22 protein-coding genes are annotated in these 21,912 nt (G+C 71.0%); 17 read left to right on the top strand and 5 right to left on the bottom strand.

Annotated features, from left to right (window positions below; genetic code table 11):
- The first annotated feature begins 17 nt into the window (after nucleotides 1-17).
- The 11 genes from rsmH (at nucleotide 18) to BLV96_RS27090 (ending at nucleotide 14,212) form a co-directional block, all read left to right on the top strand.
- Nucleotides 18-971: a 16S rRNA (cytosine(1402)-N(4))-methyltransferase RsmH gene (gene rsmH / locus BLV96_RS27140; RefSeq protein ID WP_086670254.1), complete on the top strand. Its 954-nt coding sequence runs from the start codon at nucleotides 18-20 to the stop codon at nucleotides 969-971.
- Complete coding sequence (gene ftsL, locus BLV96_RS27135) at nucleotides 968-1,690, top strand: cell division protein FtsL (RefSeq protein ID WP_086670252.1); 723 nt, start codon at nucleotides 968-970, stop codon at nucleotides 1,688-1,690. Before rsmH ends, ftsL begins: the two co-directional genes overlap by 4 nt.
- Nucleotides 1,690-3,612 carry a peptidoglycan D,D-transpeptidase FtsI family protein gene (locus tag BLV96_RS27130; RefSeq protein WP_167379747.1) on the top strand — a complete coding sequence of 641 codons (1,923 nt, stop codon included), beginning with the start codon at nucleotides 1,690-1,692 and terminating at the stop codon, nucleotides 3,610-3,612. The genes ftsL and BLV96_RS27130 overlap by 1 nt, the downstream gene beginning before the upstream one ends.
- A 236-nt stretch (nucleotides 3,613-3,848) precedes the next feature.
- Complete coding sequence (locus BLV96_RS27125) at nucleotides 3,849-5,393, top strand: UDP-N-acetylmuramoyl-L-alanyl-D-glutamate--2,6-diaminopimelate ligase (RefSeq protein ID WP_086670249.1); 1,545 nt, start codon at nucleotides 3,849-3,851, stop codon at nucleotides 5,391-5,393.
- Complete coding sequence (locus BLV96_RS27120) at nucleotides 5,390-6,892, top strand: UDP-N-acetylmuramoyl-tripeptide--D-alanyl-D-alanine ligase (protein ID WP_086670247.1); 1,503 nt, start codon at nucleotides 5,390-5,392, stop codon at nucleotides 6,890-6,892. Before BLV96_RS27125 ends, BLV96_RS27120 begins: the two co-directional genes overlap by 4 nt.
- The gene (gene mraY, locus BLV96_RS27115; RefSeq protein WP_086670244.1) at nucleotides 6,889-7,971 is read left to right on the top strand and encodes a phospho-N-acetylmuramoyl-pentapeptide-transferase; all 1,083 of its coding nucleotides are present in this window, start codon (nucleotides 6,889-6,891) and stop codon (nucleotides 7,969-7,971) included. The genes BLV96_RS27120 and mraY overlap by 4 nt, the downstream gene beginning before the upstream one ends.
- A 2-nt stretch (nucleotides 7,972-7,973) precedes the next feature.
- Nucleotides 7,974-9,380 carry a UDP-N-acetylmuramoyl-L-alanine--D-glutamate ligase gene (gene murD / locus BLV96_RS27110; protein WP_244180507.1) on the top strand — a complete coding sequence of 469 codons (1,407 nt, stop codon included), beginning with the start codon at nucleotides 7,974-7,976 and terminating at the stop codon, nucleotides 9,378-9,380.
- Entirely contained in the window at nucleotides 9,367-10,869 is a 1,503-nt protein-coding gene (ftsW, locus tag BLV96_RS27105) for a putative lipid II flippase FtsW (protein ID WP_086670242.1), read from the top strand. The genes murD and ftsW overlap by 14 nt, the downstream gene beginning before the upstream one ends.
- Complete coding sequence (gene murG, locus BLV96_RS27100; RefSeq protein WP_086670240.1) at nucleotides 10,866-11,990, top strand: undecaprenyldiphospho-muramoylpentapeptide beta-N-acetylglucosaminyltransferase; 1,125 nt, start codon at nucleotides 10,866-10,868, stop codon at nucleotides 11,988-11,990. The genes ftsW and murG overlap by 4 nt, the downstream gene beginning before the upstream one ends.
- Nucleotides 11,983-13,371, top strand: a complete 1,389-nt coding sequence (gene murC / locus BLV96_RS27095) for a UDP-N-acetylmuramate--L-alanine ligase (protein ID WP_086670238.1) — start codon at nucleotides 11,983-11,985, stop codon at nucleotides 13,369-13,371. The genes murG and murC overlap by 8 nt, the downstream gene beginning before the upstream one ends.
- A gap of 4 nt (nucleotides 13,372-13,375) precedes the next feature.
- Nucleotides 13,376-14,212 carry a cell division protein FtsQ/DivIB gene (locus tag BLV96_RS27090; RefSeq protein WP_086670236.1) on the top strand — a complete coding sequence of 279 codons (837 nt, stop codon included), beginning with the start codon at nucleotides 13,376-13,378 and terminating at the stop codon, nucleotides 14,210-14,212.
- Here the strand turns inward: BLV96_RS27090 and BLV96_RS27085 are convergent.
- A complete protein-coding gene (locus BLV96_RS27085; RefSeq protein WP_086670234.1) occupies nucleotides 14,202-15,689 on the bottom strand; it encodes an AAA family ATPase in 1,488 nt (495 codons plus the stop codon). The two genes, BLV96_RS27090 and BLV96_RS27085, sit on opposite strands and share 11 nt — an antisense overlap.
- A 117-nt stretch (nucleotides 15,690-15,806) precedes the next feature.
- On the opposite strand from BLV96_RS27085, the gene BLV96_RS27080 reads away from it, so the two are divergent.
- Nucleotides 15,807-16,631, top strand: a complete 825-nt coding sequence (locus BLV96_RS27080; protein WP_086670232.1) for an NAD(P)H-binding protein — start codon at nucleotides 15,807-15,809, stop codon at nucleotides 16,629-16,631.
- Here the strand turns inward: BLV96_RS27080 and BLV96_RS27075 are convergent.
- Both BLV96_RS27075 and BLV96_RS27070 read right to left on the bottom strand, forming a co-directional pair.
- Nucleotides 16,628-16,933: a GNAT family N-acetyltransferase gene (locus tag BLV96_RS27075; RefSeq protein WP_244180505.1), complete on the bottom strand. Its 306-nt coding sequence runs from the start codon at nucleotides 16,931-16,933 to the stop codon at nucleotides 16,628-16,630. The genes BLV96_RS27080 and BLV96_RS27075 overlap by 4 nt on opposite strands.
- A 119-nt stretch (nucleotides 16,934-17,052) precedes the next feature.
- The gene (locus BLV96_RS27070) at nucleotides 17,053-18,222 is read right to left on the bottom strand and encodes an MFS transporter (protein ID WP_086670230.1); all 1,170 of its coding nucleotides are present in this window, start codon (nucleotides 18,220-18,222) and stop codon (nucleotides 17,053-17,055) included.
- Between the two features lie 74 nt (nucleotides 18,223-18,296).
- On the opposite strand from BLV96_RS27070, the gene BLV96_RS27065 reads away from it, so the two are divergent.
- The 5 genes from BLV96_RS27065 (at nucleotide 18,297) to BLV96_RS50810 (ending at nucleotide 20,936) form a co-directional block, all read left to right on the top strand.
- Entirely contained in the window at nucleotides 18,297-18,833 is a 537-nt protein-coding gene (locus BLV96_RS27065) for a CGNR zinc finger domain-containing protein (RefSeq protein WP_086670228.1), read from the top strand.
- Between the two features lie 75 nt (nucleotides 18,834-18,908).
- Nucleotides 18,909-19,103 (top strand): hypothetical protein, encoded by a 195-nt coding sequence (locus BLV96_RS27060; RefSeq protein ID WP_086670226.1) that lies wholly within the window; start codon nucleotides 18,909-18,911, stop codon nucleotides 19,101-19,103.
- Complete coding sequence (locus tag BLV96_RS27055; RefSeq protein ID WP_086670224.1) at nucleotides 19,087-19,614, top strand: DUF6879 family protein; 528 nt, start codon at nucleotides 19,087-19,089, stop codon at nucleotides 19,612-19,614. Before BLV96_RS27060 ends, BLV96_RS27055 begins: the two co-directional genes overlap by 17 nt.
- On the top strand, nucleotides 19,589-20,455 hold the full coding sequence (locus BLV96_RS27050; RefSeq protein ID WP_086670222.1) for a helix-turn-helix domain-containing protein: 867 nt from the start codon (nucleotides 19,589-19,591) through the stop codon (nucleotides 20,453-20,455). The genes BLV96_RS27055 and BLV96_RS27050 overlap by 26 nt, the downstream gene beginning before the upstream one ends.
- A 178-nt stretch (nucleotides 20,456-20,633) precedes the next feature.
- Complete coding sequence (locus BLV96_RS50810; RefSeq protein WP_244180503.1) at nucleotides 20,634-20,936, top strand: hypothetical protein; 303 nt, start codon at nucleotides 20,634-20,636, stop codon at nucleotides 20,934-20,936.
- A gap of 43 nt (nucleotides 20,937-20,979) precedes the next feature.
- Here BLV96_RS50810 and BLV96_RS27040 read toward each other — a convergent pair whose 3' ends face one another.
- Both BLV96_RS27040 and BLV96_RS27035 read right to left on the bottom strand, forming a co-directional pair.
- A complete protein-coding gene (locus BLV96_RS27040; RefSeq protein ID WP_086670220.1) occupies nucleotides 20,980-21,414 on the bottom strand; it encodes an OsmC family peroxiredoxin in 435 nt (144 codons plus the stop codon).
- Nucleotides 21,401-21,859, bottom strand: a complete 459-nt coding sequence (locus tag BLV96_RS27035; RefSeq protein WP_086670218.1) for a MarR family winged helix-turn-helix transcriptional regulator — start codon at nucleotides 21,857-21,859, stop codon at nucleotides 21,401-21,403. The genes BLV96_RS27040 and BLV96_RS27035 overlap by 14 nt, the downstream gene beginning before the upstream one ends.
- Nucleotides 21,860-21,912 lie beyond the last annotated feature (53 nt).

The raw sequence follows: 21,912 nt of genomic DNA, 5'->3' as shown, positions 1-21,912 counted from the left end.
AGAAAGGGGGAGGGAACATGACGGCACCCGAGCACGTCCCGGTGCTGCTCGACCGGATCGTCGAGCTGTTCACTCCCGTGTTCGCCGACCGCGACGGCGTCCTCGTGGACGCGACCGTCGGCCTCGGCGGGCACTCCGACGCCCTCCTCGACGCCTTCCCGCGGCTGCACCTCGTCGCCCTGGACCGCGATCCCGCCGCGCTGGAGAAGTCCGGTGAGCGCCTCGCCCGCCACGGCGACCGCGTCGACTTCGTGCACACCGTCTACGACGGACTCCCCGAAGCCCTCGACGGGCTGGGCATCGCCAAAGCCGACGGCATCCTGTTCGACCTCGGCGTCTCCTCGATGCAGCTGGACCGCGCCGAGCGCGGCTTCGCCTACTCGAAGGACTCGCCGCTCGACATGCGGATGGACCCGACGACCGGGTTCACCGCCGCCGACGTCCTCAACACCTACGCGCCCGGCGAGCTGATCCGCATCCTGCGCGACTACGGCGAAGAACGCTTCGCGCAGCGGATCGTCAAGTCCGTCGTGAAAGCCCGCGAGGAGGAGCCGTTCACCACGAGCGGGCGCCTGGTCGAGCTGCTCTACGACGCTGTCCCGGCCGCCACCCGCCGCACCGGCGGCCACCCGGCCAAGCGCACCTTCCAGGCGCTGCGGATCGAGGTCAACGGCGAGCTGGAGGTGCTGCGCCGCGCCATGCCGGCCGCGCTGGGGGCGCTGAAAACGGGCGGGCGGATCGTCGTCGAGTCCTACCAGTCCCTGGAAGACCGGCTGGTCAAGCAGGCGCTGGCCGAGCTCGCGAAGTCCCGCACCCCGGAGGGACTCCCGGTCGAACTGCCGGGACACGGACCGGAGCTGAAGCTCCTGACCCGGGGCGCCGAGAAGGCCGGCGAAGAGGAGATCGAACGGAACCCGCGCGCCGCCTCGGTGCGGCTGCGGGCCGCAGAGAGGATCGGAGAGCCGCGATGACCGCTCCCGCGAAGTCCCGCCGCCCGGCCGCGCCGGCGACGCGGGGCCGCAGCGAGGCCGCCCGCACCTCGACCACCGTCGAGCCGGACCCGCAGACCACCCAGCCGGGCAAGGCCGCGCCGCGCCGTGGCTCGCGGGGCCGCACGTCCGCGGCCGAGCGCGCCTACGCGCGCCGCGCCCAGCGGGCCGACCTGCTGAAGGAACGCGAGCCGCGGCCGCGGCCGAAGGCCGAGCCGGCGGAGCCGAAGCCGACGTTCAAGCTGCGCCTGCCGAAGTCGCGCGCGTCGTTCGTGCTGCTGATGATGGCGCTGCTGGCCGCCGGCGTGGCGACCACGCTGTGGCTGACCACGCAGGCGATCGCCGACTCCTACCGGCTCGAGCAGCTGCGCACCACGAACGCGAACCTGGCCGAGACGAAGGAACAGCTGCAGCGCGACGTCGCGAAGGCCGAGTCGCCCGCGTCGCTGGCCCCAGCCGCCCAGCAGCTGGGCATGGTGCCCGGTGGCGACCCCGCGCGCATCGTCGTCGGCCCGGACGGGAAGACCTCGCTCGTCGGCGAGCCCAAGAAGGCCAAGGCGGACACGCCGGCGGCGCCGGTCGCGCCGCCCGCCGCGCCCGCCGCGGGCACGCAGTCGCAGCAGGGCGCCCCGATCGAGGGCGACCAGCCCGCCGTGCCCGCCGACGAGCAGCCGCCCGTCCAGCCGGGGGCCGGCCAGTGATGGCTTCCGGCCGGGGACAGGCCCGCGCGCGCGCCACGGGCAGCTCGCGGCGGACCTACGCCGCGGGGACGCGCAGCGCAGCCGCGCGGCGGGGCAACGGCGGCAACCGCAGCCGGTTTTCCGCCGTGCGCCTGATCCTGGTCGCCGTGCTGCTCGTCGCGGGCGTGAAACTGGTGCAGGTGCAGTGGTTCGACGCCGCGGCGCTGTCGGCCGCGGCCGAACGCCAGCGCGCCCAGACCATCGACATCCCGGCCCAGCGCGGGTCCATTGTGGACCGCAGCGGCGCCAAGCTGGCGTTCAGCGTCGAGGTGCGCTCGCTGTCGGTGAACCTCAAGGCGCTCCACAAGAGCATGGACGACTTCGCCACGAAGAACCCCGGTACGAAGAAGACGTTCGACAACGAGACCGCGGCGGCCGCGAAGTACATCGCCGCGAAGGTGCCGAACCAGCTCACCGAGCAGCAGCTGCTCGACCTCTTCCACAAGCCGGCGTCGTTCACCTACGTGGAACACAACGTCGAGCCGTCGGTCGCCGCCGACATCGTCAAGAACTACCCGTGGATCGCGGTCGAGAAGCGCGCGCTGCGCGAATACCCGGGCGGCAGCCTGGCGTCCAACATCGTCGGTGCCGCGAACTGGCGCTCCGACGACCCGGACGTCTCCAAGCACAACTTGCACGGCCTGGTCGGGCTGGAACTCGTGCGCGACAACGACCTGGCGGGCACGCCGGGCCGGATGCTGGTCAACACGAAGAACGGCAGCGACAACGTCGTCATCCCGGGCACCGAGCGCGACGTCCAGGCCGCCGTGCCGGGGTCGGACCTCGAGCTGACCATCGACTCCGACCTGCAGTACGAGGTGCAGCGGCAGCTGTCGGACTACGTCCGGCAGTCGCACGCCAAGGGCGGGCAGGCGGTCGTCCTCGACGCCAAGACCAGCGAGGTCTACGCACTGGCCAACGACACGACGTTCGACCCCAACGACCAGAGCACGTGGACCCCCGACGACCTCAACAACCCGGCCGTCACCACGCCGTTCGAACCGGGGTCGGTCAACAAGGTCGTCACCGCCACCGGGGCGATCGACTACGGCATCGCGACCCCCGAGTCGACGGTCCAGGTGCCCGGCGCGCTGCAGGTGGCCGACAAGACCGTGCACGACGCCTGGACGCACGGCACCCAGGAGTTCACGACCGCCGGGATCTTCGCCAAGTCGTCCAACATCGGGACGCTGCTGCTGGCGCAGAAGATCGGCGAGGAGCGCTACGCCGACCTGCTCAAGAAGTTCGGGCTCGGCCAGCGCACTGGCGTCGGCCTGCCCGGCGAGAGCGCGGGGGTCGTGCCGGCGCGCAGCCAGTGGTCGGCGACGACGTTCGGCAACCTGCCGATCGGGCAGGGCCTGTCGATGACCGTGCTGCAGATGGCCGGGATGTACCAGGCGATCGCGAACGACGGCCTGCGCGTCGAACCCCGGATCGTCAAGGCGAAGGTGAACCCGGACGGCACGACCGTGCCGGAGCCGGCGCCGAAGCAGGTCCAGGTGGTCAGCCCGCAGACGGCTAAGACGGTGCGCGACATGATGCGCGCGGTCGCCCAGAACGGCAAGGGCCTGCAGAAGGGCACGGCGCCGACGGCGGCGGTCGAGGGCTACCAGATCTCCGGCAAGACGGGCACCGGCCAGCAGGTCGACCCGCGGACGAAGGCCTACAGCGACCACCTCTACAACATCACCTTCGCCGGCATCCTGCCCGCCGACCACCCGCGGTTCGTGGTCGGGATCCGGCTGGACGCGCCGGACACGACGCTGCCGGTGGGCCACTCCGCCGCGCCGCTGTTCCACACGATCGCGTCGTACCTGACGCAGCGGTACCAGATCCCGTTGTCGGACGGCCCGTCGCCGGAAGTTCCGCTCATCGTGCAATAAGCACAGTGCGTGAAGGCCCCCTCACCTGCGTGAGGGGGCTTTTCGCGTGCCAGCGTCCACATCGGTCCGAACGGCCGGAGAAAGCGTTGCGGCGCAACGAGGTGCACGACGCCGTCTAGCACATGTGCCTCAGCCGCGCGCAATCGCCGTACCGCGTGACGGGCCTCCGGACGGCCGCCGGTAGCCTCTTGGCCGTGTCCGTGTCCTCGTCCAGTTCCCAGGTGCCGGAAAGCCCGGTGAAAGCGGTCCCCGCGCCGCCGCGCCCGGCGCGCATCGACCCGGTCCCGCTGGCGACGCTGCTCGCCAGGGCGGACGCCCGCCTCATCGCCGAGAGCCCCGACGCCGCCGACCTCAGCGTCACCGGCACCACCCTGCGGGCCCAGCACGTGCTGCCCGGCGACCTCTTCGCCGCCCTGCCCGGCGCCCGCGCGCACGGCGCCGACTTCAGCGACCAGGCGGTCGCGGCCGGGGCCGTCGCGGTGCTGACCGACGCCGAAGGCGCGGAACGGCCCGCGCTGCGGGACGCCGGCGTCCCGATCCTCGTGCACGCCGACCCGCGCGCCGCCCTCGGCGAGATCGCCGCCTGGATCTACGGCGAGCCGTCGCTACGGCTGGCCGTCCTCGGCGTCACCGGCACGTCCGGCAAGACCACGACGTCCTACCTGGTCGACGCCGGGCTGCAGGCCGCGGGCCTGACCACCGGCCTGATCGGCACGGTCGAGACCCGGATCGCCGGCGAACGGCTGGTCAGCGGGTTCACCACCCCGGAGGCGCCGGACCTGCAGGCGCTGCTCGCGGTGATGCTCGAACGCGGCGTCACGCACGTGCCGATGGAGGTCTCCAGCCACGCGCTCGCGCTGGGCCGGGTCAACGGCACCCGGTTTGCGGTCGGCGCGTTCACCAACCTCTCCCAGGACCACCTGGACTTCCACAAGGACATGCAGGAGTACTTCGCCGCGAAGTCCCTGCTGTTCGACGGCCGCTCGACCAGCGAGGTCGTGGTGGTCGACAGCGCGTGGGGCCAGGCCCTGCTGACGCCGCAGACGATCACCGTCACCACCGACCCGGGCACCGAGGCCGCCTGGAAGGCCACCGACATCGAGGCCACCCCGCACGGCGAGCAGACCTTCACGCTGCACGGCCCGGACGGGCTCAGCTCGCCCGCCCGGATCCCGCTGCCCGGGGAGTTCAACGTCGCCAACGCCGTGCTCGCCGCCGCGATCCTCGGCAGCGCGGGCATCGCCCTGGAGCACATCGTCACCGGGCTCGCCGAGGTGCAGGTGCCGGGCCGGATGGAGCGGGTCTACGTCGGCCAGGAGTTCACCGCCGTCGTCGACTACGCCCACAAGCCGGCCGCGGTCGCCCAGGGCCTGGACGCGCTGCGGGCGCGGGCCGAGGGCCGGATCATCACCGTCCTCGGCTGCGGCGGGGACCGCGACACCGCCAAGCGCCCGATGATGGGCGAGGCGGCGGCAAGGCGCAGCGACGTCCTGATCGTCACCGACGACAACCCGCGTTCCGAAGACCCCGCGGCGATCCGCGCCGCGATGCTGGCCGGCGCCCGCGCGGTCGGGCCCGCCGAGGGCGGCGAGGTCGTCGAAATCGGCGACCGCCGCGAGGCCATCGAGCACGCCGTCGCGCTGGCCGGGCCGGGCGACATCGTCTTCCTCGCCGGCAAGGGCCACGAGTCCGGCCAGGAGGCCGGCGGCGTCGTGCACCCGTTCTCCGACCGCGACGAGCTGGCCGCGGCCATCCGCAACAAACTCGAGGTGAGTGTGTGATCGTGCTCAGCCTGGCCGAGATCGCCGACGTCGTCGGCGGCCGGCTGCACCACGCGGACCCGGGCACCCAGGTGACCGGCAGCGTGGAGTTCGACACCCGGAAGCTCACGCCCGGCGGCCTGTTCGTCGCCCTGCCGGGGGAGAAGGTCGACGGCCACGACTTCGCCGCGCAGGCCGTCGAAGCCGGCGCCGTGGCCGTGCTGGCCGCCCGCGAGGTCGACGCGCCCGCGATCGTCGTGCCGCCGCTCGCCGCGGGCGAGGCCCACGAGCGGTCGGTCGCGCTGACCGGCGACAAGGACGGCTCCGGCGCCGCCGTGCTGGCCGCGCTGGCCAAGCTCGCCCGGTTCGTCGTCCAGCGCCTGGCCGAGGGCAACCTGACGGTCGTGGGCGTCACCGGCTCGTCCGGCAAGACCTCGACCAAGGACCTGATCGCGCAGCTGCTGGAGCCGCTGGGCCCGACGGTCGCGCCGCCCGGGTCGTTCAACAACGAGCTGGGCCACCCCTGGACGGCGTTGCGCGCCGACGCCGAGACCCGCCACCTGGTGCTGGAGCTGTCCGCGCGCGGGCCCGGGCACATCGCCCACCTCGCCGAGATCGCCCCGCCGCGGATCGGCGCGGTGCTCAACGTCGGCAGCGCGCACGTCGGCGAGTTCGGCTCCCGCGAAGGCATCGCGAAGACCAAGGGCGAGCTGGTCGAGGCCCTGCCCGAGGACGGCGTCGCGGTGCTCAACCTCGACGACCCGCTGGTCGCGGCCATGGCGAGCCGCACGAAGGCCCGTGTGGTGTTCTTCGGCGAAAGCGCGTCCGCGCAGGTCCGGGCCGAGAACATCACGCTCGACGACCAGGCTCGCGCGTCGTTCCGGCTGGTCACCCCGGTCGGCGAGGCGGACGTGACGCTCCCGCTGCACGGCGAGCACCACGTGAGCAACGCGCTCGCGGCCGCCGCGATCGCCCTGGAACTGGGCTCGTCGCCGAACGAGGTCGCGGAGCGGCTGTCGGCCGTCCAGCGGCGCTCGGCGCGGCGCATGGAGGTCGTCACCCGCGAAGACGGCGTCACGATCCTCAACGACTCCTTCAACGCCAACCCCGAGTCGATGCGGGCCGGCCTGAAGGCCCTCGCGGCGATGACGCGGGATTCGGGCCGCCGGTCCTGGGCCGTGCTCGGCGTGATGGGCGAGCTCGGCGCGGACGCGATCACCGCGCACGACGAGATCGGCCGCCTGGTCGTCCGGCTCAACATCGCCAAGCTCGTCGTGATCGGCCCCGAGGCGGCGGCCATGCACCAGGGCGCGCACCAGGAGGGTTCCTGGGGCGAGGAGTCGGCACTGGTACCCGACGTCGAGGCCGCGATCGCCCTGCTGCATGATCAGCTCCGCCCCGGGGACGTGGTGCTGGTCAAGGCCTCCAAGGCCGCCGGCCTCTGGCGGGTCGCCGAAGCTCTGCTCGAACCCCGGGAAACCGACAACTCCGAGAATCGCTCGAACGGTGGTGACGCGTGATCAGCATCCTGATCGCGGCCGCGGCGGGCCTGCTGGTCTCCATCATGCTGACGCCCTACCTGATCCGGGTCTTCTCCCGGCAGGGCTTCGGCCAGGAGATCCGCGAAGAAGGCCCGCAGGGACACAAGTCCAAGCGCGGTACCCCGACCATGGGTGGTGTCGCGATCATCATCGCGATGGTCATCGGGTACTTCGCCGCGCACTTGATCAACTGGATGTTCAACTCCCGCAGCGGCGCGCCGACGGCCTCCGGGCTGCTCGTGCTGATGCTCGCGGTGGGCCTGGGCGTCGTCGGGTTCCTCGACGACTTCATCAAGATCCGCAAGCAGCGCAACCTGGGCCTGAACAAGACCGCGAAGCTGGTCGGCCAGCTGGTCGTCACGGTCGCGTTCGCGGTGCTGGCCCTGAACTTCGCGGACTCGCGCGGCATCACGCCGGCGTCGGAGAGCCTCTCCTACGTCCGCGACCTCGCGCTGATCACGTTCCCCGCGGTGTTCTTCGTGATCTTCTGCTACATCGTGATCTCCGGCTGGTCGAACGCGGTGAACTTCACCGACGGTCTCGACGGCCTGGCCGGCGGCTCGGCGGCGATGGTGCTGGCGACCTACGTCGTCATCGCGTTCTGGCAGGAGCGGCTGAACTGCGCCAACGGCCCGGCGCCGGCCTGCTACGACGTCCGCGACCCGCTCGACCTCGCGGTGGTCGCCGCGGCGGCCACCGGCGCCTGCGTCGGGTTCCTCTGGTGGAACGCGGCCCCGGCGAAGATCTTCATGGGCGACACCGGCTCGCTGGCCCTCGGCGGCCTGGTCGCCGGGCTGTCGATGACCACCCGCACCGAGCTGCTCGCCATCGTCATCGGCGGCCTGTTCATGGTCGAGATGATCTCGGTGGTCGCGCAGATCGCGGTGTTCCGGACAACCCGGCGAAGGCTGTTCCGGATGGCCCCGTTCCACCACCACTTCGAGCTCGCCGGGTGGGCGGAAACCACGGTCATCATCCGGTTCTGGTTGCTTTCGGCGATCTGCTGCATGTTCGGCCTGGGGCTGTTCTACAGCGAGCAGCTGGGCTTCGGAGGCTGACGTTGGAGATCTCCGGTCGTCACGTTCTCGTCGCGGGTGCCGGGGTCACCGGCAAGTCGATCGTGCCCGTGCTGGTCGACCTCGGCGCGCGCGTCACGGTCACCGACGGCAACGCCGAGCGCCTGGCCGAGCTGGACGGCCTCGGTGCTGAGCTGGTGCCGGGCCTGAGCGAACCCCCGGAAGACGTCGTCCTCGTCGTCACCAGCCCCGGCTGGCGGCCGACGTCGCCGCTGCTGGTGGCCGCGGCCGAGGCCGGCGTCGAGGTGATCGGCGACGTCGAGCTGGCCTGGCGGGTCGGGCGGCTGCGCGAGCACCCGCCGTCCTGGCTCGTGGTGACCGGCACCAACGGCAAGACGACCACCGTCGGCATGCTCGAGTCGATCCTCAAGGCGGCCGGCTCCAACGCCGTGGCCTGCGGGAACATCGGCTACGCGGCCCTCGACGCGGTCCGGGCGGGCTACGACGTGCTGGCCGTCGAGCTGTCGAGCTTCCAGCTGCACTGGTCCTCGACCCTCGCCCCGGACGCCGCCGTCGTGCTCAACCTGGCCGAAGACCACATCGACTGGCACGGCTCGATGGACGAGTACGCGGCCGCGAAGGGGCGCGTCTACACGCGCGCCAAGGTCGCGGTGCACAACGCCGACGACGAGTGGTCCACGCGCATCGCCGAAGCGCACGCGCCGGAGAGCGCCCGCCGCATCGGCTTCCAGCTCGACACCCCGCGGGCCGGCGAACTGGGGATCGTCGAAGACCTGCTGGTCGACCGCGCTTTCGTCGCCGATCCGGCGACCAGCGCCGAGGCGCTCGCCACGCTCTCGGACGTCCGCCCGGCGGGCCCGCACAACGTCTCGAACGCCCTGGCCGCGGCCGCGCTGGCCCGCGCGCACGGCGTCTCGCCGGAGGCCGTCCTGAAGGGCCTGCGCGAGTACCAGCCGGCCCCGCACCGGGCCGTCGAGGTGGCCGAGGTCGCCGGCGTCCGGTACGTCAACGACTCGAAGGCGACCAACCCGCACGCGGCCGCCGGGTCGCTGCGGGCGCACGAGTCGATCGTGTGGATCGCCGGCGGCCAGCTCAAGGGCGCTTCGGTCGAGGAACTGGTGAGCAGTATCGCCGGCCGCCTGCGCGGGGTTGTGCTACTCGGCGTCGATTCACCCGTGATCGCCGCCGCGGTCGCGCGACACGCGCCGGATGTCCCGGTGAACAGCCTCCGTCCGGGTGACGATGAACCCATGACTGCGGCGGTGAGTGCGGCCAGCGCGATGGCCCGGCCAGGTGACGTGGTGCTGCTGGCACCCGCCGCGGCGTCGTTGGACATGTTCCGCAACTACGGCGAGCGCGGCGACGCGTTCGCCGCGGCGGTGCACGTCCTCCGCGACGACGCAGCGGGGGAGCCGAGTGACGGTCACTGAGCCTAAGCCCAAGACACCGCCGAAGCGGCCGCGCCGCGAGCGCAAGGAAAGCGGGTTCGTCGCCTTCCGGACCGCGCTGACCGCGTGGCTCTCGCGCCCGCTCGCGTCGTTCCACCTCGTGCTCGCCCTCACCGGCGTGCTCACCGTGATCGGCGCCGTCATGGTGCTCTCGGCGTCGTCGGTCGCGTCCTACAACCCGAAGACCGGCAGCGGCGTGTACTCGCTGTTCGTCAAGCACCTGGTGTTCGTCGCCATCGGCGCGGTCGTCTTCTGGCTGGGCCTGCGGGTCAAGCTGGAGCGGATCCGCGCGATGTCGGCCACCGCGACGGTGATCTGCCTCGGCCTGCTGGTGCTCGTGCTGACCCCGCTCGGCTCGACGGTCAACGGCTCGCAGGGCTGGTTCAAGCTCGGCGACTTCACGTTCCAGCCGGTCGAGGCCGCGAAGGTCGCGCTGGCCTTCTGGGGCGCCCACATCCTGGTGATCAAGTACAACGTGATCCACCAGTGGCGGCACCTGCTGGTGCCGGTCGTGCCGATCGCGCTGCTGATGTTCGCCCTGGTCATGCTGCAGCCGGACCTCGGCGGCACGGTCACCCTCGCGGTCGTCCTGCTCGCGCTGCTGTGGTTCGCCGGCGCGCCGAAACGGCTGTTCGGCGTGATCCTCGCGGGCGGCCTGGCCGGCGTGCTCGTGCTCGCCGTCATCGCGCCCTACCGGCTCGACCGGGTCATGTCGTTCCTCTCGCCGGACGCCGACGTCAGCGCCGGGGGCTTCCAGGCCAACCAGGCCAAGCTCGCGCTGGCCGACGGCGGCCTGCTCGGCAAGGGCCTCGGCCAGGGCGCCGCGAGCTGGAACTACCTGCCGAACGTGCAGAACGACTTCATCTTCGCCCTGATCGGCGAAGAGCTCGGGCTGATCGGCTGCGTCGTCGTGCTCGCCCTCTTCGCCGGGGTCGCGATCGTGGGCCTGCGGATCGCCACCCGCAACATCGACCCGTGGATCCGGATCGTCTCCGGCACGCTCACGGTGTTCCTGGTGGCGCAGGCCGGCATCAACATCGGCTACGTCGTCGGCCTGCTGCCGGTCACCGGTGTCACGCTGCCGCTGATCTCCTACGGCGGCACCTCGCTGGTGATCACCATGCTCATCATGGGCGTGCTCGCGAACGCCGCCCGGCACGAACCGGAGGCGGTGGCCGCGCTGCGCACACAGGGGCCGGGTAAATTCGGACGCCTGCTGCGGCTGCCCGCGCCCGACCCGTACCGCCCGCCCTCCTCCCGCAAGGGAGCGGGCCGCGGCGGGGCGAAGGCGGCCAGGCCCGCGCCCCGTGCGGCGCGGCCCGCCCCGGCGCAGGAACGACGCAGGTCGGTCCGCGAACCGGTGCGCCGCAGCGCGGCACGGACGAGCACGGCCACGTCTCGCGGCGGGGCCGCGCGGACAACAGCGAGCCGTGGTACCCGGAGTACCGCGAACCGGAGAGGTCATTGGTGAGTAAGCCCGTCAAGGGAACCGAGCGGTCGGCCGCGGGCAAGGCGCCCGTGGTCGTGGTCGCCGGAGGTGGCACCGCAGGACACATCGAACCCGCCCTCGCCCTGGCCGACGCCGTCAAGCGGCTGCGCCCGGACGCGACGGTCGTGGCGCTGGGCACCGAGCGCGGCCTGGAGAACAAGCTCGTCCCGGCCCGCGGCTACGAGCTGGAGCTGATCCCGCCGGTGCCGCTGCCCCGCAAGCCGACACCGGAGCTGCTGCGGCTGCCGCTGAAGGTCCGCGACTCGGTCCGCAAGACCCGCGAGGTGCTCGACCGGGTCGGCGCGGACGTCGTCGTCGGCTTCGGCGGCTACGTCGCCCTGCCCGCCTACCTGGCCGCGCGCGGGCGCGTCCCGATCGTCGTGCACGAGGCCAACCAGTCGCCGGGCCTGGCGAACAAGGTGGGTGCGCGGTTCGCGCGCCGCGTCGCGGTCGCCGTCCCGGGGACGCCGCTGCCGAAGGCCGAGGTCGTCGGGATCCCGCTGCGCCGGTCGATCACGTCGCTCGACCGCGCCGCGCTGCGCGCCGAGGCCCGCGCGCACTTCGGGCTCGACCCGGACGCGCCGACGCTGCTGGTGTTCGGCGGTTCGCAGGGCGCGCAGTCGATCAACGCCGCCGTGTCCGGCGCGGCCAAGGACCTGGCCGACGCGGGTGTCGGCGTGCTGCACGCGCACGGCCCGAAGAACACCCTGGTCGTGCAGGAGTTCCCGGGCCGCCCGGCGTACGTGCCGGTGCCGTACCTGGAGCGGATGGACCTCGCCTACGCAGCCGCTGACGTCGCGATCTGCCGCTCGGGCGCGATGACGGTCGCCGAGGCGACCTCGGTCGGGCTGCCCGCGGTGTTCGTGCCGCTGCCGATCGGCAACGGCGAGCAGGCCACCAACGCGCGTCCGGCCGTCGACGCCGGGGCGGCGCTGATGGTCGCCGACCCCGACCTCTCCCCGGCCAAGGTCGCCGAGCTGGTCGTCCCGCTGGTCACCGACGCCGACCGCGTCGCGAAGATGGGCGCGGCGGCGGTCGGCATGGGCCACCGCGAGGCCGACGAGACCCTCGCCCGCATCGTCTTGGAGGCCGCCGGTGCTTGAGTTGCCTGAGGAGCTGCGCCGGGCGCACCTGATCGGGATCGGCGGCGCCGGCATGTCCGGCATCGCGCGGATCCTGCTGGCGCGTGGGGCTTTCGTATCGGGTTCGGACGCCAAGGAGTCGCGCGCGCTGCTCTCGCTGCGGGCCCAGGGCGCCGAGCTGTTCGTCGGCCAGGCCGCTTCGAACATCTCCGCCCTTTCGCAGCCGCCGTCCGCGGTGGTCGTCTCGACGGCGATCAAGGAGACCAACCCGGAGCTGGTCGCGGCACGTGAGGCGGGGATCCCGGTGCTGCACCGGGCGCAGGCGCTGGCCGGGCTGATGGAAGGCCACCGCGTCGCCTGCATCGCGGGTACGCACGGCAAAACGTCGACGACGTCGATGCTCACGGTGGCGCTGCAGCACTGCCGGCTCGACCCGTCGTTCGCCATCGGCGGCGACTTGAACGAGTCCGGCGCCAACGCCCACCACGGTGAGGGCGGCATCTTCGTCGCCGAGGCCGACGAGAGCGACGGCTCGTTCCTGACGTATTCGCCGTCGGTCGCGGTCGTGACGAACGTCGAGCCGGACCACCTGGACCACCACGGCACGGCCGAGGCGTACACGAAGGTGTTCACCGAGTTCGTCGGCCGGATCGTGCCGGGCGGGCTGCTGATCGTCTGCGCTGACGACGCGGCGGCGGACGAGCTGGGGTCGCAGGCCGCGGAGCTGGGCGTCCGGGTCCGTCGCTACGGGCGCACGGCGACGGACGCCCGGATCCTGGACTACACCCCGGCGCCCGACGGCGGCGTCGTGCGGCTCCTGCTCGACGGCTCCGAGCTGTCGGTGCGGGTCGCGGTGCCGGGTGAGCACATGGCGCTCAACGCCGTGGCGGCGCTGCTGGCCGGGATCGAGCTGGGCGCGCCGGCTGCCGAGCTCGCGGACGGGCTCGCGGCGTTCGGCGGCGTCCGGCGTCGCTTCGAGTTCAAGGGGCGGGCGGGCGACGTCCGCGTCTACGACGACTACGCCCACCACCCGACCGAGGTGGCCGCGCAGCTGCGCGCGGTGCGGACGGCGGCCGGGTCCGGCCGGGTCGTCGTCGTGTTCCAGCCGCACCTGTACTCGCGGACGAAGATGTTCTCCGCCGAGTTCGCGGCGGCGTTGTCGCTGGCGGACGAGGTCGTGGTGCTGGACGTCTACGGGGCTCGTGAGGAGCCGGAGCCGGGCGTCACGGGCGCGTTGATCGCGGACCAGGTGACGGCGTCGGTGCGCTACGAGCCGGCGTTCGACGTGGCCGCTCCGCTGGTGGCGAGCCTCGCTCAGGCGGGCGACCTCGTCGTCACCATGGGCGCCGGGGACGTGACGCAGCTGGGGCCGGAGATCCTCGCCGAGCTGGACAAGCGCTGAGCCCATGAGTCCGACCAGGGAACGCCGCCGTCCGCCCTCCTCCTCGGCGGAGGAGGCACCGGATCGCGCCACCCTGGCCCGCGAACGCCGGGGGCGGCGCTCCGAGGAGGAGCGCCGCCGGACCCGGGTCGCCCGTTCGGCGCCGCGCAACCGGCCGAACCGGCGGGTGGAGATCCGGCGCCGGTGGGTGGCGCTGCTGTCGCTGCTGACCGTGATCGCGTTGGTGTACCTGCTGTTCTTCAGCTCGATGCTCGGGGCCCAGGACGTCTCGGTCAGCGGCTCCCGGACGGTGACGGCGGACCAGATCCGCGCGGTGGCGGCGGTCCCGCTGGACAAGCCGATGCTGCGGTTGAGCACGGACGAGATCCGCGACCGCGTGGCGGCGATGCCGGGCATCGCGACGGTCGAGGTGTCGCGCTCGTGGCCGAGCACGGTCGAGATCACGGTGACCGAGCGCACGGCGATCGCGTTCTTCGACAGCGGCCCGGGCGGCGACGGAGTCCACCTGGTCGACGGCGGCGGGGTGGTGTTCAAGACGGTGCCGTCGCGGCCCGCGGGGCTGCCGGAGCTGCGTCTGCCCAAGGTCTCGGCGGACGACCCGGTGACGCGCGCGGTGACGGCGGTGCTCGGGGTGATCCCGGAGCAGCTGCTGAAGCAGGTCACCACGGCGACGGCGAAGACCCCGGCGAGCGTGGAGTTCACGTTGTCGAGCGGGAAGATCGTCCGCTGGGGAACGGCGGAGCAGACGGACCGGAAGGCGAAGGTCCTGGCGGCGCTGCTGACCCAGGAGGGCAAGGTCTACGACGTCGCGGCGCCCGAGCTGCCGACCATCACTTCCTGAGCCGGATCGCCCGGCTCCACCGCTCGCGGAGGTCCGCGAACACAAGCCGCAGCTCCTGCTGAACTTCGCTGTCGCGCAACCAGATCCGGACGACGTGGCCGATCAGCACGTCTTCGTCGACGCCGAGCAGCCGCGCCGCACCGGTCCACCAGAACTGGTGCGGGACGAAGCGCGCTCTGTCCAGCGACAGGACGACGTCGTCGACGCACTGGTCCAGCAGTTCGGCCAGCGCGCGAGGGTCGGCTCGCACGCGCCGGAGCAGCTCGTCGTCGGGCGATTCGCCCGGCAGGACGGCCACCGGGAAGTCGTGGCCGGTACCGAGGTTTCCCCGTTGGTCGCCGTCGAGCAGCGCGCAGACCCGCAGTGTCCGCGATCGGTTCAACACGCGCGCTCCTGCCAGCGCTTCGCCGGCGCCTTTCGCGGCGACGACGTCGACCTGCTCGGCCAGCGTGCGATCGAGTCGCGCCAAGGCCGCGGTCACCATCCGCTTCGCTACCTCGTCCTCCACGAAGATCACGCCACTGACCGGAATCCGGTGTCCCACGGTGTGGAGCGCCGCCCCGGTGCTCACCGGACGGATCACCCTGGTTCCGTCCGGACCCGGCGTGAGCACGCGCAGCATCGCCGGAGGGACGCGCGAGATCATGGCAGTCGAGTGCGTGGCGATGATCGTCTGAACGCCGTGAGCCAACGTACGGCGGGCCAATTCGTCGATGAGAGCAACGTGCCCGATCGGCGAGAGGTAGGTCTCGGGTTCGTCTATGACGATAGTGCTGCCGGCGGGAGCCCGGCGCAGGTGGTACAGCAGGAAGTGGACCCACAGCTCGCCGCGGCTCATCCGGGCTGCCGTGACTACTTGCCCGTCGATCACGCCCTCCGGTAGCGGTACGAAGAGACCTTCCTCGGCTTGGAAGCTGTACCAACGGAGTTCATCGTAGTGGCGGCCGGTGATGGCGCGCAGCGCACGTGCTTCTTCGGCGGAGAAAGGAAACGGGCCTTCCGTGAGGTGCTTCTTCGTCTCCTCGTCGAAGTAGGAACTGGAGTCGAACGCCCAGTAGTAGTCGGTTTCGAAGGCCGAGCCGGCGTCCAGGTACTCGCCGAAGGGCAGGGGGCTTTCCTGCGTCAAGACGGAGCCGCTGAGCCGTTCCTCGGACGGTTTGCCGAGGTCGGCCTCCCAAGTGGTCGCCCCCCTCGCGCGGTGGTGCAGGACGTAACGGCCGGTCATCGCCTCGGCGCGTAGAGAATCGACCTCGTACGGCGGCCCGGTCGGTTTCAGCTTCGGACGTTCCGGAAAGGCAGCCGTCAACGTCCTCAAGAGGTAGGACTTGCCGGCACCGTGGTTGCCCGTCACGACGGTGAACCGGTCCCACTCGAGATCGCCTGGCGCGAATACCGGCGAAGCGGCGATCGAGAGGCGTTCCAAGCCTGTCGGCTTCGCCTGCTCCAGCCTTTTCCAGACGTCCTTGCGCTCACCCAAGAGCCATGCACCTTCTCGTCCCACCTGGCGGACGGCAACCGTATCCGAAACGGGGATGCGGTCGCATTGTCGTATGCCGTACGATCTCGTACGGCATACGACAATGAGGAGGGCGTCATGACGATCCTGGTGACCGGCGCGACCGGCAACGTGGGACGGCTGGTGGTTGACGAACTGCTGGCGTCGGGCGCGCCCGTGCGGGCGCTGACCGTCGATCCCTCGCGCGCTCGGCTGCCGCCGGAGGCCGAGGTGGTCGTCGGGTCGCTGGCGCGGCCCTTGACGCTGCCCCTCGAGGGCGTCTCGGCGGTCTACCTGGCGCCCATGGCGCGGACCGTCCGGCGGTTCTGCGAACTGGCCACCGAGGCCGGCGTCAACCGGGTCGTCGCGCTGTCGGGGAGCAGCGTCGGTGACGGTCACGAAGGCTCCAGCGGCAACGAGTACGGCGCGGTGGAGGCCGCCGTCCGGGAGGCGGGGTTCGACTGGACGTTCCTGCGCCCCGGCGTCTTCATGAACAACACGCTCGACTGGGCGGACATGGTCCGCGCGGGCGAGGTGGCGACGGCCTACGGCGACGCGACCCAGACCCCGATCGACCTCGGCGACATCGCGGCGGTCGCGGCCCAAGTGCTGGTTTCGGACGGCCACATCGGGGCGACGTACGTCCTCAGTGGACCGGAAGCGATCAGCCTGCGCGGACAGGTCGCGACGCTGGGATCGGTGCTGGGGAAGGAAATCCGCTTCCGCGAGCTGAGTCGCGCCGAACAACGCGCGCAGTGGATCGGGTACGGCGTCCCGGAGCAGGCGGTCGACTGGTTGCTCGACGGTTTCGAGGAGACGCTGCGCCACCCGCAGGTGCCGACGGGTGTGATCGAGGAGTTGTTGGGGCGCAAGGGAACTACGTACGCGGAGTGGGTCGAGGCCAATCGGACGGTGTTCGCTTAGCTGCGCAAGATGCGGGTGAGCCACACGATTTCGCCGCTGTCCTCCGCGGACACGTGATCCCGTACGAAGCCCAGCTTCTCGAGGACGCGGAACGATGCGGTGTTACCGGCGCCGACGGTCGCCCAGAGCCGGTTCCGCCCGGTCGCTTCCGCCGCGCCGAGCACCGCGTCGGCCGCTTCGGTGGCGTAGCCTCGGCCGTGCGCGCGCCGGAACAGCTCGTACGCGATCTCCGGTTCGTCGAGCGTCGACCGGCCGATGATCAGGCCGCAGTAACCGATGAAGTCGCCTTCGGCGCGGCGCACGATCGGCAGCAGGGCGATTCTGCGTGCAGCGCGCGGAGGTCGGCGGCGTCCGAATCGGCCCACGGGCGCAGGGTCAACCGCTCGGTCTCCAGGTGGGACGCCATCTTCGAGTACACGGGTCAGACCCGGGTGCGGGTCATGCCGGCCAACCCGAGCAGCGGAAGCACGCCCGCGAAGACGACCACCGCCGTCCACCCTCCCAGGTGGTAGGCGATCGAGCCCGCCTGTGAGCCGATCGCGCCGCCGATGAAGAACGTGCCCAGGTAGACGCTGTTGACGCGGGCGCGGGCCGACGGGTCCAGCTGGTAGATCACGTGCTGGCCGGTCACCAGCGTCGCCTGGACCGCCATGTCCACCGCGATCGCCGCGATCGCCAGCAGCACGACGCTGTGCGCGCCGAAGCCGGCCAGTGCGAACGCCGCCGCGCACAGCACGAACGCGCCCGCGGTGAGCCGCCGGCCGTGGCCGTGGTCGGACCAGCGCCCGGCCAGGGGTGCGATCAGGGCGCCGGCCGCGCCCGCCAGCGCGAAGAGCCCGACGCCGAGCTGGGTGTAGTTGAAGGGGGGTGCCGTCAGCACGAACGCGATCGTCGTCCAGAACGCGCTGAACGCCCCGAACATCGCCGACTGGTACAGCGCGCGGTGCCGCAGCGCCGGGTACTTCCGCGCCATGGCGAAGGTCGAGCGCAACAGCTGTCCATAGTGGACGTCCGTTTTGGGCGCCCGGGCCGGCAGGATGAACCGCAGGACGACGGCGAGCGCGGCCATCGCGGCCGCCGAGATCAGGAACACCACGCGCCAGCCGGTCACCTCGGCCAGCAGGCTGGCGACGACGCGGGAGAGCAGGATGCCGAAGAGCAGCCCGCTGACGACGCGCCCGACGATCCGGCCGCGGATGGCGTCGGGGGAGATGTCGGCGGCGAACGGGATGAGGATCTGCACGACGACCGACGCCGCCCCGACGACCAGCGAGGCGATCAGCAGCACGGCGAACCCGGGCGCGACCCCGGTGACGACGAGGCCGGCGCAGGCGACGGCGAGCAGCGTCGCGACGAGCCCGCGGTTTTCCATCCGGTCACCGAGCGGGACGAGCAGCAGCATCCCGGCGGCGTAACCGATCTGCGTGGCGGTGACGACCCCGCCGGCGGCGGCCTCGCCGATCCCGAAGGTGTGCCGCAGCTCCGCGAGCAGCGGCTGGGCGTAGTAGAGGTTCGCGACGGTCAGTCCACAAGAGACGGCCAGCAGCAGCACGAGCCATCCGGGCGGGGCTTTCTGCTCGGTCTCGGTCATCGTTACCCCCTGGAACCGGTTTGATCGGTTCCCGACGGTACCAGTCAAACCGGTTCCGGCGTACTGTGACCCGTATGACGGACCGATTCCGCTCCGGCGCAGGCCGCATGTGCCTCGACTTCATCCGCACATTGCGCTACCGGGGGACACCTTCGGAGACGGACGAGCTACCCGACGCGGAGGCGTGGGGAGCGTGGATCGACCAGCTGGGCCCGTTCACGACGCAGGTGAAACCCGAGTCGGCGAGCGACGCGCAGGCATTGCGGGAGGCGATTCACGAGCTGCTCACCGGTGAAGTGCGAGAGGCGGTGCGCCGTCGGCTGAACCGCTTCGCGGCGCTGCCGGTACCGGCGCCATCGTTGACCACCGCGGGCGCACTCCGTTGGCAGGCGGCGGATCCCGCGGAGGCGATGCTGGCCCTCTTGGCGCGGGACGCGTTGGAGCTGGTGACGTCACCGGAGCTGGCGCGAGTGCGCCGGTGCGCGGGCTCGCGGTGCGGGGCGCTGTTCTTGGACACGTCGAGACCGGGGACGCGGCGGTGGTGTTCGATGGAGATCTGCGGAAACCAGGCGAAGAAGTCGACATATCGAGCCAAGGCGACAGCCTCCTGACGCGGGGTTATGCGAACACGCGACTGAACACTGAGTGACCTTGTTCATACTCAGCGTGCTGGCTACCGTGATCGCATGAAGCTCAGGAAGCTCGCCGGGACGTGCGACGACGGGACGTGTCCGAACGTCTACCTGTCGGACCGCGATACGCTCGTACTGCAAGGCGATGCGGTGCTGACCGCCGACGGGCTGGCCTTCGGGCCGGGTGAACAGGCTGTCGAGTTGTCGGTCGACCTGGTCGAGGAGGCATTGCGTGCGCTTGGGCGCTGAGTGGGGGCAGAAGTACTTCGACGAGTTCACCGCGTCGGCGTTCCGCTTGGAGGTGCGACAGAGCTACTCGATGCCGTCCGAGCAGGCGAACATCGAGCTGTTCCTGGCCGGCGGAAGAAAACCCGCTGAGCACAACGCCGCATGGCGTGGGCGGATAGCGGCGATCGTCGCATCCGGGCGGTGCGTCCAGCGCGCCAAACTGATCCGTCATCCGTTGACGGACTACCTGCGGTATCAACGTGCCTGGAGCATCCCGGGAAACGTGGCCGCCGGTGAGGACTACCGGATGGTCGATGTCACGGAGCAGGACTGGGGATTGCCGGCTCAGGATTTCTGGCTCTTCGACGACACGACGGTCGTGCACCTCGATTATCAATCCGATGGAACTTTTGCCGGCGCCGAGCTGGTGGAGGATCCCGATCTGCGGAAGTACCGCGGCTGGCGAGACTTGGCCATCAGCCATGGGGTGCCGTTTGGCGAGTGGGATGCTGGAGCCGGGTCGGCAGGATGAGCAGCGCGCGACGCTGGCGGAGACGCTTCGGGAGTTGCGTCGGGCCGCTGGTCTTTCGGGCGAAAGGCTGGCCGCCCGGTGCGCGATGAGCCAAGCGAAGATCAGCCGCATCGAGACAGGCAAGGTGCTCGCCTCGGTGATCGATGTCGAGCAGATCGTCGCGGCTCTGTCCGTTCCTCGTGATGCCGCCGAAAAGCTCGTGGCCCTCGCTCGTGTCGCGAACGTCGGCTACACGTCGTGGCGGTCCATGGCGCGCACCGGACTTTGGCGTGGCCAGCTCGAGATCAAGGCGCTGCACGAGTCGTCGCGATGGGTGCGGCAGTTCCTGCCCGCCATTCCGAGCGGTCTGCTCCAGACGCCGGACTACGCACGCCACGTATTGACCTCCACGACAAAGGGGCGGCCAGGTCGTGATGTCGGCAAGATGGTCGAAGCCCGGTTGGCCTCGCAACGGGTGCTCGACGACGTCGACCGGCGGTTCGAGTTCGTCTTGACCGAGCAGGCGGTCCGCTGGCGGCGGGCGCCGCTTCCGGTGATGGTCGGCCAGGCGGCCAACCTCCTCGCGATGGCCGAACGGGAGAACGTCAACATCTCCGTCGTTCCCCAGGCTGCCGAAGTCTTGGCGTCTCCGCTGAACATCTTCGTCGTCCACGACGAGCGATTGGTGACGATCGAATTGTTCTCCGGCACCGTGGCGTTGCGCGATCCGCAGGACGTCGCCTACCACATCGAGCTGTTCGAAGCCTTTCGTGCTCAGGCTTACCGGGGTGACGAGGCGGTCGACTTCCTTCGGTTGATCGCGGACGGCTTCCTCGGAGAGCAGCAGTCCGGCGGCCAGTAGCGAATTGATGCGCAATCGCGAGTAGCTCTGGCGTCCGACATTCGCTGGTTTTATTTTCGATCAGTGGAAAACATCACTCGCACTTGCGGCGACTGCAAGGGAAAGGGCTGCGGAAGCTGCGATGGCACCGGCACGATCACCATTGTCGAAGACTGACCCACTCCTGCGCCCCGGATTCGTGCCCGAAGATGTCGCCTTCGGCAACCGGACGCAGACCTTCTACCGCGCACCGTATCCCTCCGAGGGTCCGGTGGAAGCAATCGACCGCTCAGGCCGCAGAACCTGGGAGTACATGTACGCCCACTTTGTCTTCTGCTGGACCGAAGGCGCGTCCACCGTTCACGTCAGCCACGGCACTCTCGCCGGTTCGAAGATGACCCTGTGGACCGACATCCGGATCGTCGGACGCTGGTCCGGCACCGTGCTCGCGGAATTCGGGCGTTCCTGGGTGGCGAAGCACTTGGCGAAATTCGTCAAGTGAAACGGCCCCCTCGGGAAACCCGAGGGGGCCGCTAAAAAGAACCTCAGTTGAGAGCAGCGTCCATGGTGATCGTCGTGCCCGCCAGGGCCTTCGACACCGGGCACGTCTTTTCCGCCGTCTCCGCGTACTCCGCGAACTGCTCCGCCGTCACGCCCTCGATCGACGCCCGCAGCGTGATCGCGATGCCGCTGATCTCGAAGCCGCCGCCGGATGCCGGGCCCAGGGTCACCTCCGCGCTCACGTCGATCGAGTCCGCGGTCAGCGAAGCGCCCTCCAGTACGCCCGACAGGTTCATCGCCAGGCACGACGAGTGCGCCGCCGCGATGAGCTCCTCGGGGCTCGTCTGGCCGTCCGGGTTGCCCGCTCGGGTCGGGAACGACACGCTGAACGTGCCGGCGTTGGACGAGTCCAGCGTGACCTCGCCCTTCCCCTTCTGCAGTCCGCCGACCCAGTGGGTGGTCGCGTCACGGCTGGGCATCAGAGCCTCCAGGTGTGTAGGCGGCGGCCGACGCCGTCAGCCGCCTCAGGGTCGCTATCAGTTCTCGCCGGGCAGCGTCGTCGAGGCCCAGTGCGCAGCCGATCGCCGACGGGACGCCCGCCGCGCGGGTGCGCGTCGAACGGCCCTCCTCGGTCAAGCTGACCACCACCGTGCGTTCGTCCTCGGGCAGGCGCGCCCGGGTGACCAGCCCGTTGGCCTCGAGCCGCTTGAGCAGCGGGGAAAGCGTGCCGTAGTCCAGGTGCAGCGCCTCGCCGATCTCCTTGACCGGCCGGGCGTCGGACTCCCACAGCACCAGCAGCACGAGGTACTGCGGGTAGGTGAGCCCCAGCTCGCCGAGCAGGGGACGGTACGTGTCCGTCACCGCGCGCGACGCCGCGTACAGCGCGAAGCAGGCTTGCTCGTCCAACAGGAACTCATCCGGCACGACGACTAACCTAGCCCACGATTACATCGTGCGCAAGGTATCCGGAACTGTCG

Source organism: Amycolatopsis pretoriensis, from assembly GCF_900107925.1.
Classification (GTDB): Bacteria; Actinomycetota; Actinomycetes; order Mycobacteriales; family Pseudonocardiaceae; genus Amycolatopsis; species Amycolatopsis pretoriensis.
Note: the sequence above shows the minus strand (reverse complement) of the source record. Positions and strands in the feature narration are given on the sequence as shown.

Bases quoted from the DNA above. Each gene is read 5' to 3' on its own strand.
- ftsL (WP_086670252.1), top strand. From the start codon at position 968: ATGACCGCTCCCGCGAAGTCCCGCCGCCCGGCCGCGCCGGCGACGCGG.
- BLV96_RS27130 (WP_167379747.1), top strand. From the start codon at position 1,690: ATGGCTTCCGGCCGGGGACAGGCCCGCGCGCGCGCCACGGGCAGCTCG.
- BLV96_RS27050 (WP_086670222.1), top strand. From the start codon at position 19,589: ATGCTGGAGCCGGGTCGGCAGGATGAGCAGCGCGCGACGCTGGCGGAG.
- BLV96_RS27065 (WP_086670228.1), top strand. From the start codon at position 18,297: ATGACGGACCGATTCCGCTCCGGCGCAGGCCGCATGTGCCTCGACTTC.
- BLV96_RS27080 (WP_086670232.1), top strand. From the start codon at position 15,807: ATGACGATCCTGGTGACCGGCGCGACCGGCAACGTGGGACGGCTGGTG.
- BLV96_RS27060 (WP_086670226.1), top strand. From the start codon at position 18,909: ATGAAGCTCAGGAAGCTCGCCGGGACGTGCGACGACGGGACGTGTCCG.
- BLV96_RS27040 (WP_086670220.1), bottom strand. From the start codon at position 21,414: ATGCCCAGCCGTGACGCGACCACCCACTGGGTCGGCGGACTGCAGAAG.
- BLV96_RS27070 (WP_086670230.1), bottom strand. From the start codon at position 18,222: ATGACCGAGACCGAGCAGAAAGCCCCGCCCGGATGGCTCGTGCTGCTG.
- BLV96_RS27090 (WP_086670236.1), top strand. From the start codon at position 13,376: ATGAGTCCGACCAGGGAACGCCGCCGTCCGCCCTCCTCCTCGGCGGAG.
- rsmH (WP_086670254.1), top strand. From the start codon at position 18: ATGACGGCACCCGAGCACGTCCCGGTGCTGCTCGACCGGATCGTCGAG.